Genomic DNA, 17,794 nt, shown 5'->3' with positions numbered 1-17,794 from the left:
CCCGTTCGGGGCATGTCCATTGAGAGACGCGATACATCGCGATACGGTGGGGTCGCGGCCGCACTCCGCCGGGCCCGGCGCATCGCCGGGTGCCGGGAGAAGCACGGTCCCAGGCTTCCGAAGAATCCCCGATGACGTGGAGACTCATATGCCAGGCGCCATTCACGCCGAAGGTCTGGTGAAGACCTTCGGCCAGGTAAGGGCACTGGACGGCGTCGACCTCGATGTCCCCGAGGGCACTGTCCTCGGCCTGCTCGGGCCCAACGGCGCGGGCAAGACCACGACGGTCCGCTGTCTGACGACACTGCTCCGCCCCGACAGCGGCCGCGCGGTCGTCGCCGGCCTCGACGTGCTGGAGCATCCCGACGAAGTCCGCCGGTCGATCGGCCTGTCCGGCCAGTTCGCGGCGGTCGACGAACTCCTCACCGGCCGCGAGAACCTCCAGATGGTCGGCCGGCTCTACCAGATGAGGGCCAGGGCCGCGAAGACGCGCGCGGAGGAGCTGCTCGACCAGTTCCACCTCACCGAGGCCGCCGACCGCACCGCCAAGACCTACTCCGGCGGTATGCGCCGCCGGCTCGACCTCGCCGCGGCCCTCGTCGTCTCCCCGCCCGTGATGTTCATGGACGAGCCGACGACCGGACTCGACCCGCGCAACCGCCAGCAGCTGTGGGAGGTCATCAAGCAGCTCGTCTCCGGCGGCACCACCCTGCTGCTGACCACGCAGTACCTGGAGGAGGCCGACCACCTCGCCCATGACATCGCGGTGGTCGACCAGGGCCGGGTCATCGCCCGCGGCACCTCCGACCAGCTCAAGGCCCGCACCGGCGGCGAGCGCGTGGAGGTCGTCGTCCACGACCGCGAGGACATGCCGGCGGCCTCCGAGGTGCTCACCGCCCTCGGCAAGGGAGACACCGACCGCGAGGAGCACACCCGCAGGCTCACCGTGCCCGTCACCGGCGGGGCCAAGCTGCTCGCCGAGATCATCCGCGAGCTCGACGTCCGCGGCATCGAGATCGACGACATCGGCCTGCGCCGCCCGACCCTCGACGACGTCTTCCTCTCCCTGACCGGCCACGCGGCCGAGAGCAAGCCGCAGGACGAGGAGGACGCCGGATCCGCCCCCGCCGACGCACGGACCCGCAGCCGCGTCCACGGAAAGGAGGACGGCCGATGAGCGCCGCCGCCGACGCCGCCCCCGTCACGGACCAGAACCCGGTCGTCCAGTCGGTCCGGGACTCGCTCGTCATCGCCAGGCGCAATCTGATCCGCATGAGCCGGATCCCCGAGATGATCATTTTCGGGCTGATCCAGCCGGTGATGTTCGTCGTCCTGTTCACGTACGTCTTCGGCGGCTCGATGAGCATCGGCGGCTCCACCGACCCGGACGTCTACAAGAACTTCCTGATGGCCGGCATCTTCGCGCAGACCGTCACCTTCGCCACCGCCGGAGCCGGCGCGGGCATCGCCGACGACATGCACAAGGGCCTGATCGACCGCTTCCGCTCGCTGCCCATGGCCCGCGGCGCGGTCCTGACCGGCCGGACCCTCGCCGATCTGGTGCAGACGTCGCTGACCCTGGTCGTCCTGGCCGGCGTCGCCCTCTTGGTGGGATGGCGCCCCGGCTATGCGGAGCCCACCGACTTCGGCAGGATCATGGGCGCCTTCGGGCTGCTGCTGCTCCTCGGCTACGCCTTCACCTGGATCGGCGCCCTGATCGGCCTGAGTGTCCGCACCCCCGAGGCGGCCACCTCCGGCGGACTGATCTGGCTGTTCCCGGTCACCTTCATCTCCAACGCGTTCGTGGACTCCTCGCAGATGGCGTCCTGGCTGCAGCCGATCGCCGAGTGGAACCCCTTCAGCGCCACCGTCCAGGCGTGCCGCACGCTCTTCGGGGACCCGGGCGTCTCACCGTCCGACGCGTGGCCGATGGCCCACCCCGTCTGGGCCTCGCTCATCTACTCGGTCCTGATCGTCGCGGTCTTCCGCACCCTCGCGGTCCGCAAGTACCGCTCGGCCGCGGCCTGACCGCACGGCGCCGGCCGTGCCGGGCCGTCCCGAAGGCGGCGAAGCTCCCGAGGGACGACGAAGCCCCCGGTGCCGGGAGGGCGCCGGGGGCTTCGCCGGAAAAACGGGGGACGGGCTCAGCTCTGGTACGGCACGGCCTTGAGGATGCGCACGGACGCCTTCCTGCCGTTGGGCAGCTCGTACTCGGCGTCCTCGCCGACCTTGTGGCCGATGACGCCGGAGCCGAGCGGCGACTGGGGCGAGTAGGTCTCGATGTCGGAGCTCGCGTACTCGCGGGAGGCGAGCAGGAAGCTCAGCGTGTCGTCCTCGTCACCGTCGAAGGCGATCGTCACGACCATGCCGGGGGCCACCGCGCCGTCCGCCGAAACCGGGGCCTCGCCCACCTTGGCGTTCTCCAGGAGCTGGGTCAGCTGGCGCACACGGAGCTCCTGCTTGCCCTGCTCCTCCTTGGCCGCGTGGTACCCGCCGTTCTCGCGCAGGTCGCCCTCCTCGCGCGCAGCGGCGATCTTGGCGGCGATCTCCGTGCGAGCAGGACCAGTAAGGTGCTCAAGCTCGCCCTTGAGCTTGTTGTACGCCTCCTGGGTCAGCCAGGTGACGTTCTCGCTGGTCTGGGTCACAGGTGCTCCTCGTCGGTACTGGGAATACAAAGCATCGCCCTACCCAGAAGAATGTTCCTTCAGGAGTGGGCGAAACCACGAGCCTAACAATTCAGGGGCGGAAGGGGGAGGACATAAGTCACTAAAATCCCTTCAACGCAGGTCAGCGCCGCATATTCCGAAGGGCTGGGGCAGCCCCCGGTTGACGTCAGTCCTCGTGGCAGCCGACCAGCTCGGCGGTGGTGCCGCGGGCCGTCGTACGGAGGGTGACGACCTCGTCGATCCGGGTGCCGGAACCCTCGAAACGGAAGTCCGCCCGCCCCACCTCGGCACCGTTCTCGGCCTGCGAGCGCACGGTGCAGTAGCCGCTGGTACCGGAATCCTTGCGGACCTCCAGATGCACGGCGACCCGGTCGCTCCCGGTCTGGAAGCTGATCACCTCGGCGCTGATGTCGGTGCCCGCCACATGGTGGTAGCCGAACCAGCCCACCACGGCGAGCAGAACGCCGCCGAGCACCGCGCCGACGACCTTGAGCGTGCGGTCGGTGCGCTCGTCCGAGGAACGGCCGTAACGGCCCTCGGGCAGTCGCGTACTCGCCGTACTCATGATCGTCCTCTCGGCAGTGCGGGACGGAGGTCCCGAAAGGGGCTCCGGTCCGGAGCCGGAATTATTCGCCCCCCGATTCGGTCACTATAGAAGCCGCCGTTCGCGCCCGGTCACGCCGGGCGCCGATTCGACTTGAGGATTGAGTCTTGACTGACCAGCTGCGACTGATGGCCGTGCACGCCCACCCCGACGACGAGTCGAGCAAGGGCGCGGCCACCATGGCCAAGTACGTGTCCGAGGGGGTGGACGTGCTGGTGGTGACCTGCACGGGCGGGGAGCGCGGGTCCATCCTCAACCCGAAGCTGCAGGGCGACACGTACATCGAGGAGCACATCCACGAGGTGCGCAAGAAGGAGATGGACGAGGCCCGCGAGATCCTCGGCGTCGACCAGGAGTGGCTCGGCTTCGTCGACTCCGGCCTGCCAGAGGGCGACCCGCTGCCGCCGCTGCCGGAGGGCTGCTTCGCCCTGGAGGACGTGAACACCGCGGCCGGTGAGCTGGTGCGCAAGATCCGTGCCTTCCGCCCGCAGGTGATCACCACCTACGACGAGAACGGCGGCTATCCGCACCCCGACCACATCATGACCCACAAGATCTCGATGGTGGCGTTCGAGGGCGCGGCGGACGCGGTGAGGTACCCCGAGGACGAGTTCGGCCCGGTGTTCCAGCCGCAGAAGCTGTACTACAACCAGGGCTTCAACCGGCCCCGGACCATGGCGCTGCACCAGGCGATGCTCGACCGCGGACTGGACTCCCCCTACGCCGAGTGGCTCAAGCGCTGGGACGACTCGGGCCACAAGGACCGCACCCTGACCACGCACATCCCCTGCGCCGACTACTTCGAGATCCGCGACAAGGCGCTCATCGCGCACGCGACGCAGATCGACCCCGACGGCGGCTGGTTCCGGGTGCCGATGGACGTCCAGAAGGAGGTCTGGCCGACGGAGGAGTACGAGCTCGCGAAGTCGCTCGTGGACACCTCCCTCCCCGAGGACGACCTCTTCGCGGGCATCCGCGACAATGCCTGACATGAGCGCAAGCCTGGCACTGACCCACCTCGTCCCCCTCGCCAAGGAACTCGACAAGGACAAGGTGACCCCCGGCGTCCTCGGCTTCATCGTGTTCGCGGTGATGGCCCTGGCCGTGTGGGGTCTGATGAAGTCGATGAACCGCCACATGGGCAAGGTCGACTTCGAGGAGACCCCGGACACGGACCAGGACAAGGCCGCCGCCTCCGGTCCGGGGAAGGCCGCGTCCGCCAAGGGCTGAGCCGCTCCGGCGGCACAGGCGCGGCCCGGCGGCACCGACGCGCGGCCCGGCGGCCCGGGGAGGGCCTGCGGCCACTTCCCGCAGGCCCTCCCCGGGTCGCCCCGTGCGCTGTCCGCCCGGCCGTCGCGCCGCGGCGCGCGGACGCCCGCTCTCAGGACGTCGCTTCCGCTGTCGCCACCCCCATCACCTCCCGGGCGTGGCGGTCCGGGACCATGCGCAGACGCCATGCCTGCCAGCCCGCCTCCAGGGTGACGCCGCGTTCCAGGAGCAGCTGGAACGCCTCCAGGAAGTCGCCTAGCTTGTCGTCGCGCAGCGGATGCGCGGTGCGGGCCAGCTGGGCCAGCTCCTCCTGGGCCACCGCCGTGCCCACCTCCACCCCGCCGGGGGCCGCGTAGGGCAGCAGGGTGCAGCGCAGGAAGCGGGCCCAGTCCTCGCCGCGGCGGTCGCCGTACCCGGCGAAGAGACCGATCGCCTCGTCGCACAGGGCGAGCGCCTGCGCGGTGCGGGCGTTGCCCGCGTCCACGACCGCCAGCTCCAGGCAGGTCCACGCCTCGCCGTGGGCGACGCCGATCCGCTGGAAGTCGGCACGGGCGTCGACCAGCAGCTGGCGGGCGAAGCCCGAGTTGCGCAGGGACCCCGTCTGCGCGGCCCGCTGGTCGCGGGTCACCCGCGCCGAATGGTGCCGGGCGCAGGCCAGGCCGTAGACGTCCCGCATACGGGAGAACATCGTGCGGGACCGTTCCAGCGACCGCACCGCCCGGTCCAGGTCGCCCGACTCCTCCAGCGCCTGCCCGAGGTGGTACAGCGTCCACGCCTCACCGCGGGCGTCCTCGTTCTCCCGGTGCAGCGCCTGCGCCCGCCGCAGTCCGTCCACCGCCTCGGAGGCGTCGCCCGCCACCAGCCGGGCCCGTGCCAGCTGGGTCAGCGCCCACGCCCCGCCCCGGGCGTCGCGTGTGCGGCCGTAGAGCTCCAGTGCCGACCGCAGCTCCGACTCCGCGCCCGGTACCTCGCCCAGCCGCAGCCGGAGCTGGCCGAGCTGGTAGTGGGCCCATGCCTCGCCGTGCACGGACTCGCCCGCGCGGTGCAGCTCCAGCGACCGGTTCAGCAGGTCCAGCGCCTCGGCCAGATGCGCGCGGTCGCGCTCCACCGCGGCCAGCGCGTGCATGGTCCAGGCCCGGTCGACGGCCAGCTGGGGCGCGGCCTGGAGATCCAGGGCCTCGCGCAGCTTCGCCGATGCCTCCGTCAGGTTGCCCTGATGGTGCAGGGTGATGCCGAGCGAGCACAGGGCGCGGGCCGCGCCCGCGTCGTGGTGCGCCTCGCGGTACAGGTCGACCACCGACGCCAGGGTCGTGCGCGCCCGGTCCAGTTCGCCGAGCTGCCGGGCGGCGATGCCCGTGCGCCACTGCACGGAGCGCATCAGCAGCCCCTGGTCCACGGCCTGCGCCAGTTCGCTGATCTCGCCCAGCCGGTACAGGTCGCCGCGCAGCAGGCAGTAGTCGCACAGCGCGCCCAGCAGGTTCAGCACGGCTCCCTGGTCCACGCCCTCGGCGTGCCGGAGCGTGGAGGTGATGAAGCTGGACTCGTCGTCCAGCCAGCGCAGCGCCTCGTCCAGCGAGGTGAAGCCGTGCGGTCCGAAGCGGTCCGAGCGGGTCGACATGTTGCCGTCGACCAGGCGCAGCACCGAGTCCGCCAGGTCGGCGTAGTTCACGATCAGCCGTTCCTGGGCCGCGGTGCGCTCGGCCGGGTCCTCCTCGTCGAGCAGCCGGGCGTGGGCGAAGGCCCGTACCAGGTCGTGCAGGCGGTAGCGGCTGCCGCGGACGTGGTCGATCAGGCCGGCCCGGGACAGCGCCGTCAGATGCCGGGTCGCCTCCGGCTCGTCCGTCGCGAGCAGCGACGCGGCGGCGGCGGCGCCGAGCGAGGCCCGCCCGGCCAGCGCGAGCCGCCGCAGCAGCCGCCGGGCGGTCTCCGGCTGGTCGGTGTAGCGCAGCCACAGTGCCCGCTCGACCGGCTCGACGGGCCCGTACGCCCCCAGGCCGGCGGCCAGCGCCTCCGGGGAGCGTGTGCCCGGCGACGAGCCCGCGATCCGCAGGGCCAGCGGCAGCCCGCCGCACAGCACCCGGATCCGCTCGGCCGTCTCCGTGTCGGGGACGTCCGCGTCGGGGCCGTCCGCGGGGGAGGCCGCGGCGCCCGTCCGCAGCAGCTCCTCCACGCCCTCCGCCTCCAGCGGCTCCACCGGCAGCCGATGCACCCACGCCGGGATGTCCGCGGGCAGCTCCAGCGGATGCCGCGAGGTGACCAGGACGAGGCTGTCGGAACGTTCCGGCACGAGGGTGCGGACCTGCTCCGGATCGGAGGCGTCGTCGAGGACGACGGTGACGGGCACGCCTGTCAGATGCTGGTGGTACAGCTCGCTCAGCCGCTTGACCTGCTGATCCGCGGACGACCGCTCCCGGAACAGCAGCTGCTCGCGGGGCGCGCCCAGCCGGTTCAGCAGATGCAGCAGAGCGTCCCGGGTGGGCAGCGGAGGCTCCTCCGCGGTGTCGCCGCGCAGGTCCACCAGACAGGCCCCGCGGAACTGGTCCCGCAGATCGTGCGCGGCTCTGACCGCCAGGGTCGTACGGCCGCTGCCGGAGGCCCCGTGGAGCACGACGACGGTCGGCCGGGTGCTGGTGTTCGCGCGGGCCGCCTGCACCCACTGCCGGATCTGCGCCAGCTGCTGCCGGCGGCCCGCGAACGGCCCCGAGGGCTCCGGCAGCTGCCCGAACGACTGCTCCAGCACACTGCGGCCCCGGGCCGCCGCGCTCTTGTCGGCGCCGAGCAGCTTGGGCCCGGCCTTCGCCGGACCGGTGGACGCCGCCAGCACCCGCTGCTGGTCGAGGAACGGCCGGATCCCGCGCACCTCCAGCGCGGTCAGCCACTGGAGCCGCAGCTGCTCGGGCCCGCCGGGCTGGCCGAGGGCACCCGCCTGCCGGTGCGCGGCCGGCAGATGGGAACCGGCCACCTTCACCACGGTCGCCGCCGCCCCGACCACCCCGACCGCCGCGCCCGCGCCGAGCGCGGTGCCGCCGCCGGTGCCGAGCGCCAGGTCCGCCACCACGGCCGCGCCCGCCGCGACGGCCGCCACCAGCAGCGGAGTCCCGCCGCCCTCCCGTGCGTACCGCTGCCCGAAGGTGAGCCGGCCGGCCTCGGACTCCTCCAGCGCCCGTGTGTACGCCGTGTACTCCTCGGCCGCCGCGCCCGCCATCTCGTCCAGCGCGGCCCGCGCCCGTGCCAGCAGCACCTTCCCGTCGCTGCGGCCGCCCGAGCGGCGGACCTCCTCCTCGACGGCCCGCGCCAACAGCCGCTCGGCCTCCGCCCGATGACCGTCCCTCATGTCATGTCCCCCTCCGGAAGCACCCGCTGTCGGCCCAAGTGTGCTGCGGACGGACCGCCGGGGCGAGGGGGCGATCGTTCTCCGGAGTCCTTGGCGGGCCCGTGAGCCGGCCGAAAAGAAACGTTCGCGCGACCGGCCGGCGGTGCGGCCGCCGTGTCCGCCGGCGAAATCGGCTCACGGTCGTGGCAGGCGGACCGGGCCCGCGGACGACGGCGGCGGGCGGCGCGCGCCGCCCGCCGGGGCGGTACGACGTGAGGCCGCGGCGGTGCGGCCACCTGGCCCCCGGTGCGCGGCCGCTGGGGCAGGATGGACCCATGCCGAACCGACTGGCCCAAGAGACGTCGCCCTATCTCCTCCAGCACGCCGACAACCCCGTCGACTGGTGGCCCTGGTCGGACGAGGCGTTCGAGGAGGCGCGCAGCAGCGGGAGACCCGTGCTGCTCAGCGTCGGCTACTCCAGCTGTCACTGGTGCCATGTGATGGCCCACGAGTCCTTCGAGGACCAGGAGACCGCCGACTACCTCAACGAGCACTTCGTGAGCGTGAAGGTCGACCGCGAGGAGCGGCCCGACGTCGACGCCGTCTACATGGAGGCCGTGCAGGCGGCGACCGGGCAGGGCGGCTGGCCGATGACGGTGTTCCTGACGGCCGAGGGGGAGCCGTTCTACTTCGGTACGTACTTCCCGCCGGCCCCCCGGCACGGGATGCCGTCCTTCCGGCAGGTGCTGGAGGGGGTGCGGCAGGCGTGGTCGGAGCGGCGGGACGAGGTCGCCGAGGTCGCCGGGAAGATCGTGCGGGACCTGGCCGGGCGGGAGTTCGCCCAGGGCGGCACCGAGGCGCCCGGCGAGCAGGAGCAGGCGCAGGCGCTGCTGGGGCTGACCCGGGAGTACGACCCGCAGCGCGGCGGGTTCGGCGGCGCGCCGAAGTTCCCGCCGTCCATGGTGCTGGAGTTCCTGCTGCGCCACCACGCGCGGACCGGTGCGCAGGGCGCCCTCCAGATGGCGCAGGACACCTGTGAGCGGATGGCGCGGGGCGGCATCTACGACCAGCTCGGCGGCGGCTTCGCGCGGTACTCGGTCGACCGGGACTGGATCGTGCCGCACTTCGAGAAGATGCTCTACGACAACGCCCTGCTCTGCCGTGTCTACACCCATCTGTGGCGGGCCACCGGCTCCGGGCTCGCGCGGCGGGTCGCGCTGGAGACCGCGGACTTCCTGGTGCGCGAACTGCGCACGCCCGAGGGCGGGTTCGCCTCGGCTCTCGACGCCGACAGCGACGACGGCACCGGCAGGCACGTCGAGGGCGCGTACTACGTGTGGACGCCCGCGCAGCTGCGCGAGGTGCTCCAGGACGACGCCGCGCTCGCCGCGCAGTACTTCGGTGTCACCGAGGAGGGCACCTTCGAGGAGGGCGCCTCCGTGCTGCAACTGCCGCAGCAGGAAGGCGTCTTCGACGCGGAGCGCCTCGCCTCGGTCAAGGAGCGGCTGCTCGCGGCCCGCGCGGGACGCGCCGCCCCGGGCCGGGACGACAAGATCGTCGCCGCCTGGAACGGGCTCGTGATCGCCGCGCTCGCCGAGACCGGCGCCTGCTTCGGCCGGCCGGACCTGGTGGACGCGGCGGTGGCCGCCGCCGACCTGCTCGTACGGGTCCACCTGGACGACCAGGGCCGCCTCGCCCGGACCAGCAAGGACGGCCGGGTCGGCGCGAACGCCGGTGTGCTGGAGGACTACGCCGACGTGGCCGAGGGCTTCCTGGCGCTGGCCTCGGTGACCGGTGAGGGCGTCTGGCTGGACTTCGCCGGGCTGCTGCTGGACCACGTGCTGACCCGGTTCGTCGACCCGGAGTCGGGGGCGCTGTACGACACGGCCGTGGACGCCGAGCGGCTGATCCGCAGGCCGCAGGACCCCACCGACAACGCGGCCCCCTCCGGCTGGACCGCCGCCGCGGGCGCCCTGCTGTCCTACGCCGCGCACACCGGGGCCGAGCCGCACCGGGCCGCCGCCGAGCGGGCGCTGGGCGTGGTGAAGGCGCTCGGGCCGCGGGTGCCGCGGTTCACCGGCTGGGGCCTCGCGGTCGCGGAGGCCCTGCTGGACGGGCCGCGCGAGGTCGCGGTGGTCGGGCCCGCGCTCGACGACCCGGCCGCCCGGGCCCTGCACCGCGCCGCCCTGCTGTCCACCGCGCCGGGCGCCGTGGTGGCGTACGGCCCGCCCGGCGGCGAGGAGTTCCCGCTGCTGGCCGACCGCACGCTGGTGGGGGGCGTTTCGACGGCGTACGTCTGCCGCGGCTTCGTCTGCGACCTGCCGGTGACCGACGAGACGGCCCTGCGGGAGAAGCTCACCCCCTGAGACCGCCGGGCACCGGCGGGCCGCCCCGCGGGAGAAGCTCTCTCCGGGGCCGCCGGGCGCGGCGGCGGGCCGCCCCGCCGCTCAGCCCCGTCGGGGCCGCAGGCTCAGCGCACCCTCCACGATCGCCTCCAGCTGGTCGTGGTGGGCGCCCTTCCAGTAGGCGCGGCCGCAGTCACGGCACTGCGCGAACACGTCGTACGTCCGGCGTGTGCCCTGCTCCAGGCGGTCGGCCAGTTCCTCCTTGGTCGCCTGCCGCAGCGGGCCGTTGCAGGCGGTGCAGCGGGTCCAGGGGCGCAGCTCGGGGTCGAACCGGTCGAGGACGTCCTGGAGCTGGTCCTCGGGGCGGGTGCTGTAGATGTAGGCGCCGGCCCACAGTTCCCGGCGGCGCAGCAGACCGCGGTCCCGGCTGAGCATGACCCGCCGTTCGGCGGCCGAGCGGGAGGCCAGCGCCGGGTCGCCGATGTCCGTCGACTCGTACGCGGTGTCCACACCGAGCAGCCGCAGCCGGCGGGCGAGAGTGCCGAGGTGCACGTCGAGCAGGAACCGCAGGGGAGCGCCCGGGACCTGCTGGGGACGGGCGACCGGGCGGACACTCACCGTCTCCCCGTCCTTCGGGATGTGCGCGACCGGGGTGTCGCGGCCGTCGACGACGAGTGCGCCGACCTCGGTGAGCGGCACCCCGAGGGACTCGACGACATGACCGAGCGTCGAGACCCCGTCGGTGCGCAGGGCGGTGGTGCCGCGGCGCCGGTCGTGCGGCACGAACAGGGCGAGTGCGGGCGCTATCTCGACGTGGATCTCGGGTGCGTTCACCTGATCAGCATGGCACGGGGGCCACGCGGGATCCTCAGGGTTTCACCGGCGGCAGGCCGTCGACGAGGACGTCCAGGGCGCGGTCGACGAGGCCGGTGAAGTCGTCCCGGTGGTCGTTCTCCGCCCAGTACAGGGAGGTCTCCATCAGCGCGCCGACCAGCGACATGGCGTAGACGCGGACCTCCAGGCCGTCGGGGTCGCGGCCGGTGCGCTCGCCGATGGCGGTGCAGAGCATGCGGCCGGTGACCGACATGCTCTCCATCATCCGCGAGCGCACCGCGGGCACCTGGACCATGAGGTGGGTGCGCAGCCGCGCCACCTCCTCGTCCTGCTCCACGCCGGTGCGGACGGCCTCCCGCATGACGTGCCGGACGGTCTCGGACCAGGGCTCGTCGGCGGGACGGGCGCGCAGTTCCTCCAGCAGCACCGGGTCGTACTCGTCGGTGAGGACGATGTCCTCCTTGGTGGGGAAGTAGCGGAAGACGGTCGACGGGGACACCTCGGCCCGCTCGGCGATCTGGTCGATCGTGGTGGCGTCGTAGCCCTGCTCGCCGATCAGCGCGTAGGTCGCCGTGCGGATCGCCTCACGGGTCCTGATCTTCTTGCGCTCGCGCAGGCCCGGCTGTGCGCGGTCGGCGGGGGAGGTGCTGTGTGCGGCCGTCATGCACGTCATTGTCGGGCATCGTCGCGGGGTGCGGCCAAGGCCGGTCCGGTGCCGCGTTCGGCGCTCCTGCCCGGCAGGAGGGCCGCGGCCGGCAGCGCGGCGAGCAGCGCGACGACCCCGTTGACCAGCAGAGCCAGGTCCATGCCGTGGACGTACGCGCTGCCGTCGGAGGACGTCAGGCCCGCGGAGCCCAGTTCGTCGGCGAGCAGGCTGCCCAGCAGCGCGATGCCGAGCGCGGCGCCGACCTGACGCAGTGTCGTCAGCAGCCCGGACCCGCTGCCGGCCCGGTCGGCGGGCAGGGTGCCGAGGGCGCCGGACATCGCGGGGGCGACCGCGAGTCCGAAGCCGGCTCCGGCCAGGGAGAGCCACAGCGCGGTGAAGCCGTAGCCGGACTCCACCGTCGTACGGCTGCCCAGGAGCGCGGCGAAGGCGAGGACCGCCATGCCGGCGGCGACCACGCCCCGTGCCCCGAACCGGGTGACGAGCGCGCCGCCGACGCCCATGACCGCGCGGGCGGCGATCACCCGGGGCACGTCGTCGGCGAGGGCGCCGAGGAGCTATCCGGCGAGGAAGATCCCGAGCCCGGTGATCAGCATGCGGCGCCGGCCGAACCGGTCGCCGAGCAGTCCGGCGGGGAGCATCAGCGCCGCGAAGACGACGACGTAGGCGTCCGCCGTCCACTGCGCCTCGCCGGTCGTGGCGCCGAGACCGGCGGCCATCGTCGGGAGCGCCACATTGAGGATCGTCATGTCGAAGCCGAGCGTGAGCATGCTCGCGACCAGCGCGCCCAGGGCCCACCAGCGGCGTGGATGAAGAGCAACCATGAAATGAAAGTAGCTGTCAAAAGATAGTTGCTGTCAATATTGAGGGGTGTCCGGGGTTCCGGGCGCACGGAAAAGGCCACGGCTCCGATGAGCCGTGGCCTGGCGGGAGGGGGCGGGGCGCGTCACGCGTGCTGGTACGCCACCAGCGAGATGCCGACGTAGTGCACGACGAACGCCGCGAGGGTGAAGGAGTGGAACACCTCGTGGAAGCCGAACCAGCGCGGCGAGGGGTTCGGGCGCTTGATGCCGTAGATCACGCCGCCGGCGCTGTAGAGCAGGCCGCCGACGACGACCAGGACGAGCACCGCGATGCCGCCCGCCCGCATGAAGTCGGGCAGGAAGAACACCGCCGCCCAGCCCATGGCGAGATAGCAGGGGGTGTAGAGCCAGCGCGGGGCGCCCACCCAGAACACCCGGAAGACGATCCCGGCCGCCGCCGCGGCCCAGATGCCCCACAGCAGCCACTGCCCCTTGGAGCCGGGCAGGAGCAGCAGGGTGAGCGGGGTGTAGGTGCCCGCGATGATCAGGAAGATGTTGGCGTGATCCAGCCTGCGCAGGACGCCGTCCATGCGCGGGCTCCAGTCGCCCCGGTGGTAGAGCGCGCTCACGCCGAACAGCAGGCAGGCGGTGAGGACGTAGATGCCGCAGGCGAGGCGGCCGCGCGGGGAGTCCGCCAGTGCGGTGAGCACCAGGCCCGCGACGAGCACGGCCGGGAACATGCCGAGATGCAGCCAGCCTCGGAGCCTGGGCTTGATCGGATGCAGGGACGGCGCGACGGAACCGCGGCCGGCGGCCGGCGTGTCCAGAGGCGCGTCGGTGGCGGACGCAGTCATACGCCGCATCGTACCTACGGGACCGTAAGTTACGGGTCGGCGTGGCGAGATGGCGGACGAAGAGTGGCCATCGTCTCACGAGCCCCGGCCGGTCGCCGCAGGTTGGGGGCCTCATCGGCGGTTCCGGCCGTGTCAAGGCAAAGAACTTTCCGGTGAACACCATGGGGACGCAAAAGAACGCCGTTACACGTGGCGATCCTCACTCCGCTCACCTGTGAGGCCCTCTGGACAGATGGGCGCGAACATCGGATGATCAAATGAGTGCGGTCGGCACCGGATGAGCAGCTACGAAGCATCCGGGTCGCGGCCCCCACGGGGCAGACAGGACAAAAAACCCTCACCTAGGAGCAATCGTGGCGCGAGACATCGCGGCTCCCTCCGTCGTCCCCACCAACCACCAGGAACTGGTCACCTGGGTCAACGAGATCGCCGAACTGACGCAGCCGGACAACGTGGTCTGGTGCGACGGATCCGAGGCCGAGTACGAGCGTCTCAGCGAGGAACTGGTCGCCAAGGGCACCTTCCGCAAGCTCGACCCGGTCAAGCGCCCGAACTCCTACTACGCGGCCTCCGACCCCACCGACGTGGCGCGTGTCGAGGACCGCACCTTCATCTGCTCCGAGCAGGAGCAGGACGCGGGCCCGACCAACCACTGGAAGGCCCCCGCCGAGATGCGGGAGATCTTCCAGGGGGAGAAAGGTCTCTTCCGCGGCTCGATGAAGGGCCGCACCATGTACGTCGTGCCCTTCTGCATGGGCCCCCTCGGTTCACCGCTGTCCGCGATCGGCGTCGAGATCACCGACTCCGCCTACGTCGCCGTCTCCATGCGCACCATGACCCGCATGGGACAGCCCGTCCTCGACGAGCTCGGCGACCAGGGCTTCTTCGTCAAGGCCGTCCACACCCTCGGCGCCCCCCTGGAGGAGGGCGAGCAGGACGTGCCGTGGCCGTGCAACAGCACCAAGTACATCTCGCACTTCCCCGAGACCCGTGAGATCTGGTCCTACGGCTCCGGCTACGGCGGCAACGCCCTGCTCGGCAAGAAGTGCTACGCCCTGCGCATCGCCTCCGTCATGGCCCGCGACGAGGGCTGGCTCGCCGAGCACATGCTCATCCTGAAGCTCACCCCGCCGCAGGGCGAGTCCAAGTACGTCGCCGCCGCCTTCCCGAGCGCCTGCGGCAAGACCAACCTCGCCATGCTGGAGCCCACGATCTCCGGCTGGACCGTCGAGACCATCGGCGACGACATCGCCTGGATGCGCTTCGGCGAGGACGGCCGCCTGTACGCCATCAACCCCGAGGCCGGCTTCTTCGGCGTCGCGCCCGGCACCGGCGAGCACACCAACGCCAACGCGATGAAGACCCTCTGGGGCAACTCCGTCTTCACCAACGTCGCCCTCACCGACGACAACGACATCTGGTGGGAGGGCATGACCGAGGAGACGCCCGCCCATCTGACGGACTGGAAGGGCAACGACTGGACGCCGGCCTCCGGCACCCCGGCCGCCCACCCCAACGCCCGCTTCACCGTCCCGGCCTCGCAGTGCCCGATCATCGCGCCCGAGTGGGAGGACCCCAAGGGCGTGCCGATCTCCGCGATCCTCTTCGGCGGCCGCCGCGCCACCGCCGTGCCGCTGGTGACCGAGTCCTTCGACTGGAACCACGGCGTCTTCCTCGGCGCCAACGTGGCCTCCGAGAAGACCGCCGCCGCCGAGGGCAAGGTCGGCGAGCTGCGCCGCGACCCGTTCGCCATGCTGCCCTTCTGCGGCTACAACATGGGCGACTACATGGGCCACTGGGTCGACGTGGCCAAGGGCAGGGACCAGTCCGAGCTGCCCAAGATCTACTACGTCAACTGGTTCCGCAAGAACGACGAGGGCAAGTTCGTCTGGCCCGGCTTCGGCGAGAACTCCCGCGTCCTGAAGTGGATCGTCGACCGCCTGGACGGCAGGGCCGAGGGCGTCGAGACCCCGATCGGCGTCCTGCCGACCAAGGCCGCGCTCGACACCGACGGCCTCGAACTGTCCGACTCCGACCTGGACTTCCTGCTCACCGTCGACAAGGACGTGTGGCGCGAGGAGGCCGCCCTGGTGCCCGAGCACCTCAACACCTTCGGCGACCACACGCCGAAGGAACTGTGGGACCAGTACCGCGCGCTCGTGGAGCGCCTGGGCTGACACCCACCCCACAATCCCCCGCGGCCGGCCCCGATGGGAGCCCTGACCAGTGATCGTCACGGCCGGCCGCGGGAGGCGGCACATCGTCACGAACCGTGGCCCCGCACAATGGCGTGCGGGGCCGTGCTGCCCCCCTCACCCGCCGGGATGGAAACCTGCGTCCGGTGAGGCCAACACCGCTCGTGGCGGCCGCCCATGGGTGCGAACGGCGCAACGCTGTCGCCCATGCGCACACCTCACGCACGACCGGCGCGGCGTCCCCACGGCGAACGCCGCCGCCGCTGTCTCCTGGCCCGCGCCGGGACCGTCGCGGCCACCGTCCTGGCCCTCGTCGTGACCCTCCCGGGCACCGCGGCCGCGGCACCCGGCGACCTGGATCCGGCCTTCAGCGGCGACGGCAGGGTGCTCACCGGCATCGCCGACGACGACCGGGCGGCCGATGTGGCGGTCCAGCCCGACGGGAAGATCGTCTCCGTCGGGTCCTCCGCCGACCTCTCCCTGCCGGAGAGCCGTTTCGCGCTCACCCGCCACCACCCCGACGGCACCCCGGACACGTCCTTCGGCGGCGACGGCACGGTGACCACCGCCGTCAACAACATGGACCCGGACCTCCAGTGGAGCGAGGCGCAAGCCGTCGCGCTCCAGCCCGACGGCAGGATCGTCGTGGCGGGCAGCAGCTGGCGCGGCTACGAGAACTGCTGCTGGTTCACCGTGGCCCGCTACAACACCGACGGCTCCCCGGACACGAGCTTCGGCGGCGGCGACGGCCGGGTGTTCACCGACTTCGGAGGCCCTGACGAGGCCCGTGACGTGGCGGTCCAGCCCGACGGCAGGATCGTGGCCGCGGGCTTCGCCGGCGGCGAGGTCGGAGTGGCCCGCTACAACGCCGACGGCTCCCCGGACACGGGCTTCGGCGGCGGCGACGGCAAGGTGACCACCGACCCGTCACCGGGGTCGCCCGAGGAGGGCGGCGACGGCCGCGCCCTGGCCCTCCAGCCCGACGGCAGGATCGTCGTCGGGGGCGAGGTGGGCACCACCGCCTTCGACTTCGCCCTTTTGCGCTACACCGCCGACGGCACCCTCGACACGAGCTTCGGCGGCGACGGCATCCAGCGCACCGACTTCGGCGCGTACGACGCCGTGGAGGCGCTGGCCGTCCAGCCCGACGGCAGGATCGTCGCCGCCGGCAGCAGCAACGACCGGATCGCGCTGGCCCGCTACACCGCCTCCGGCACCCCGGACACCGGCTTCGACGGCGACGGCCGGGTCCTCACCCCCGGCGGCGGCGCCCGGGACGTCGTGCTCCAGCCCGGCGACGGGCGGATCGTCGTCGCCGGCGGCAACGGCGACTTCTCGCTCCGCCGGTTCGGCACCGACGGCAGCCCCGACAGCGGCTTCGGCACGGCCGGTGCCGTCACCACCGACTTCGGCGGCTCCGACGCCGCCCACGGCGTGGCCCTCCAGTCCGACGGCAGGATCGTCGCCGCCGGACAGGGCGGACCGGACAGCGACTTCGCCCTGTCCCGCCACCAGGGCGGCAGCGCACCGCCGCCGCCCGCCGCCACCGACCTGGCGGTGACGAAGTCCGGTCCCGCCGCCGTCAGCATCGGTGACCGGGCCACCTACATGGTGCGGGTGACCAACACCGGCACGACGGCCTCCGCCACCGGCGTCTCCGTGTCCGACACCCTCACCGGCGTCGCCGTCTCGGTCGTCTCGGCGACCAGCACCCAGGGCACCTGTTCCACCACGGCCACCGCCGCCTCCTGCGCCCTGGGCACCCTCGCCCCCGGAGCCACCGCCACCGTCACGGTCGCCGCCGAGCCCCGCGCCACCGGCACCCTCACCGACCGGGCCACGGCCACCACCGCGCAGACCGACCCGAACCCCGGGAACAACACCGCCACGGCGAACACCACGGTCGACAACGCCCGCGGCTGCACCCGCATCGGCACCAGCGGAAACGACACCGTCACCGGCACCTCCGGCGCCGATGTGATCTGCTCCCTCGGCGGCGACGACACGGTCGGCGCAGGAAACGGCAACGACGCCGTCCACGGCGGCTTCGGAAACGACCGGCTCGACGGCGGCACCGGCAACGACACCCTCGACGGCGGCACCGGCAACGACATCCTGCTCGGCAACTCCGGCAACGACCGCCTCAGCACCGTCGACGGCATCTCCGCCAACGACACCGCCAACGGCGGCGCCGGCACGGACACCTGCACCACCGACACCGGCGACACCCGCGTCAGCTGTCCCTGA

Annotated in this window: 13 protein-coding genes and 1 pseudogene; 7 read left to right on the top strand and 7 right to left on the bottom strand. The window is 72.4% G+C overall.

What is annotated here, in order from left to right:
- Nucleotides 1–148: 148 nt before the first annotated feature.
- Together ACIQGV_RS18055 and ACIQGV_RS18050 are read left to right on the top strand one after the other, a co-directional pair.
- The gene (locus ACIQGV_RS18055) at nucleotides 149–1,177 is read left to right on the top strand and encodes an ATP-binding cassette domain-containing protein (protein ID WP_402495804.1); all 1,029 of its coding nucleotides are present in this window, start codon (nucleotides 149–151) and stop codon (nucleotides 1,175–1,177) included.
- The gene (locus ACIQGV_RS18050; protein WP_402495802.1) at nucleotides 1,174–2,028 is read left to right on the top strand and encodes an ABC transporter permease; all 855 of its coding nucleotides are present in this window, start codon (nucleotides 1,174–1,176) and stop codon (nucleotides 2,026–2,028) included. The genes ACIQGV_RS18055 and ACIQGV_RS18050 overlap by 4 nt, the downstream gene beginning before the upstream one ends.
- 116 nt (nucleotides 2,029–2,144) lie before the next feature.
- On the opposite strand, the gene greA is transcribed toward ACIQGV_RS18050, so the two are convergent.
- Both greA and ACIQGV_RS18040 read right to left on the bottom strand, forming a co-directional pair.
- The gene (gene greA / locus ACIQGV_RS18045) at nucleotides 2,145–2,645 is read right to left on the bottom strand and encodes a transcription elongation factor GreA (RefSeq protein ID WP_402495800.1); all 501 of its coding nucleotides are present in this window, start codon (nucleotides 2,643–2,645) and stop codon (nucleotides 2,145–2,147) included.
- A 187-nt stretch (nucleotides 2,646–2,832) separates the two neighbouring features.
- Nucleotides 2,833–3,231 (bottom strand): DUF4307 domain-containing protein, encoded by a 399-nt coding sequence (locus ACIQGV_RS18040; protein WP_402495799.1) that lies wholly within the window; start codon nucleotides 3,229–3,231, stop codon nucleotides 2,833–2,835.
- Nucleotides 3,232–3,377: 146 nt separating this feature from the next.
- Between ACIQGV_RS18040 and mca the strand changes: the two genes are divergently transcribed.
- The gene (gene mca / locus ACIQGV_RS18035; protein ID WP_402495795.1) at nucleotides 3,378–4,259 is read left to right on the top strand and encodes a mycothiol conjugate amidase Mca; all 882 of its coding nucleotides are present in this window, start codon (nucleotides 3,378–3,380) and stop codon (nucleotides 4,257–4,259) included.
- Between the two features lies 1 nt (nucleotide 4,260).
- The gene (locus tag ACIQGV_RS18030; protein ID WP_402495792.1) at nucleotides 4,261–4,500 is read left to right on the top strand and encodes a hypothetical protein; all 240 of its coding nucleotides are present in this window, start codon (nucleotides 4,261–4,263) and stop codon (nucleotides 4,498–4,500) included.
- 151 nt (nucleotides 4,501–4,651) lie between these two features.
- Here the strand turns inward: ACIQGV_RS18030 and ACIQGV_RS18025 are convergent, their stop codons facing one another.
- Nucleotides 4,652–7,873 carry a tetratricopeptide repeat protein gene (locus tag ACIQGV_RS18025; protein WP_402495789.1) on the bottom strand — a complete coding sequence of 1,074 codons (3,222 nt, stop codon included), beginning with the start codon at nucleotides 7,871–7,873 and terminating at the stop codon, nucleotides 4,652–4,654.
- 314 nt (nucleotides 7,874–8,187) lie between these two features.
- Between ACIQGV_RS18025 and ACIQGV_RS18020 the strand changes: the two genes are divergently transcribed.
- On the top strand, nucleotides 8,188–10,218 hold the full coding sequence (locus tag ACIQGV_RS18020; RefSeq protein WP_402495787.1) for a thioredoxin domain-containing protein: 2,031 nt from the start codon (nucleotides 8,188–8,190) through the stop codon (nucleotides 10,216–10,218).
- Between the two features lie 81 nt (nucleotides 10,219–10,299).
- Here ACIQGV_RS18020 and ACIQGV_RS18015 read toward each other — a convergent pair whose 3' ends face one another.
- The 4 genes and pseudogenes from ACIQGV_RS18015 to ACIQGV_RS18000 form a co-directional block, all read right to left on the bottom strand.
- Nucleotides 10,300–11,031, bottom strand: a complete 732-nt coding sequence (locus ACIQGV_RS18015; protein WP_402495784.1) for a Mut7-C RNAse domain-containing protein — start codon at nucleotides 11,029–11,031, stop codon at nucleotides 10,300–10,302.
- 34 nt (nucleotides 11,032–11,065) lie between these two features.
- The gene (locus ACIQGV_RS18010) at nucleotides 11,066–11,704 is read right to left on the bottom strand and encodes a TetR/AcrR family transcriptional regulator (RefSeq protein ID WP_402495781.1); all 639 of its coding nucleotides are present in this window, start codon (nucleotides 11,702–11,704) and stop codon (nucleotides 11,066–11,068) included.
- A pseudogene (locus ACIQGV_RS18005) lies at nucleotides 11,701–12,519 on the bottom strand (MFS transporter). The gene ACIQGV_RS18010 and the pseudogene ACIQGV_RS18005 overlap by 4 nt, the downstream one beginning before the upstream one ends.
- 122 nt (nucleotides 12,520–12,641) lie before the next feature.
- Complete coding sequence (locus ACIQGV_RS18000; protein WP_402495779.1) at nucleotides 12,642–13,352, bottom strand: hemolysin III family protein; 711 nt, start codon at nucleotides 13,350–13,352, stop codon at nucleotides 12,642–12,644.
- A 353-nt stretch (nucleotides 13,353–13,705) separates the two neighbouring features.
- On the opposite strand from ACIQGV_RS18000, the gene ACIQGV_RS17995 reads away from it, so the two are divergent.
- On the top strand, nucleotides 13,706–15,529 hold the full coding sequence (locus tag ACIQGV_RS17995; RefSeq protein WP_402495777.1) for a phosphoenolpyruvate carboxykinase (GTP): 1,824 nt from the start codon (nucleotides 13,706–13,708) through the stop codon (nucleotides 15,527–15,529).
- A gap of 225 nt (nucleotides 15,530–15,754) precedes the next feature.
- Nucleotides 15,755–17,794: a calcium-binding protein gene (locus tag ACIQGV_RS17990; RefSeq protein WP_402495774.1), complete on the top strand. Its 2,040-nt coding sequence runs from the start codon at nucleotides 15,755–15,757 to the stop codon at nucleotides 17,792–17,794.

This window comes from Streptomyces sp. NPDC093094 (assembly GCF_044754345.1).
Lineage (GTDB): Bacteria > Actinomycetota > Actinomycetes > Streptomycetales > Streptomycetaceae > Streptomyces.
Note: the sequence above shows the minus strand (reverse complement) of the source record. Positions and strands in the feature narration are given on the sequence as shown.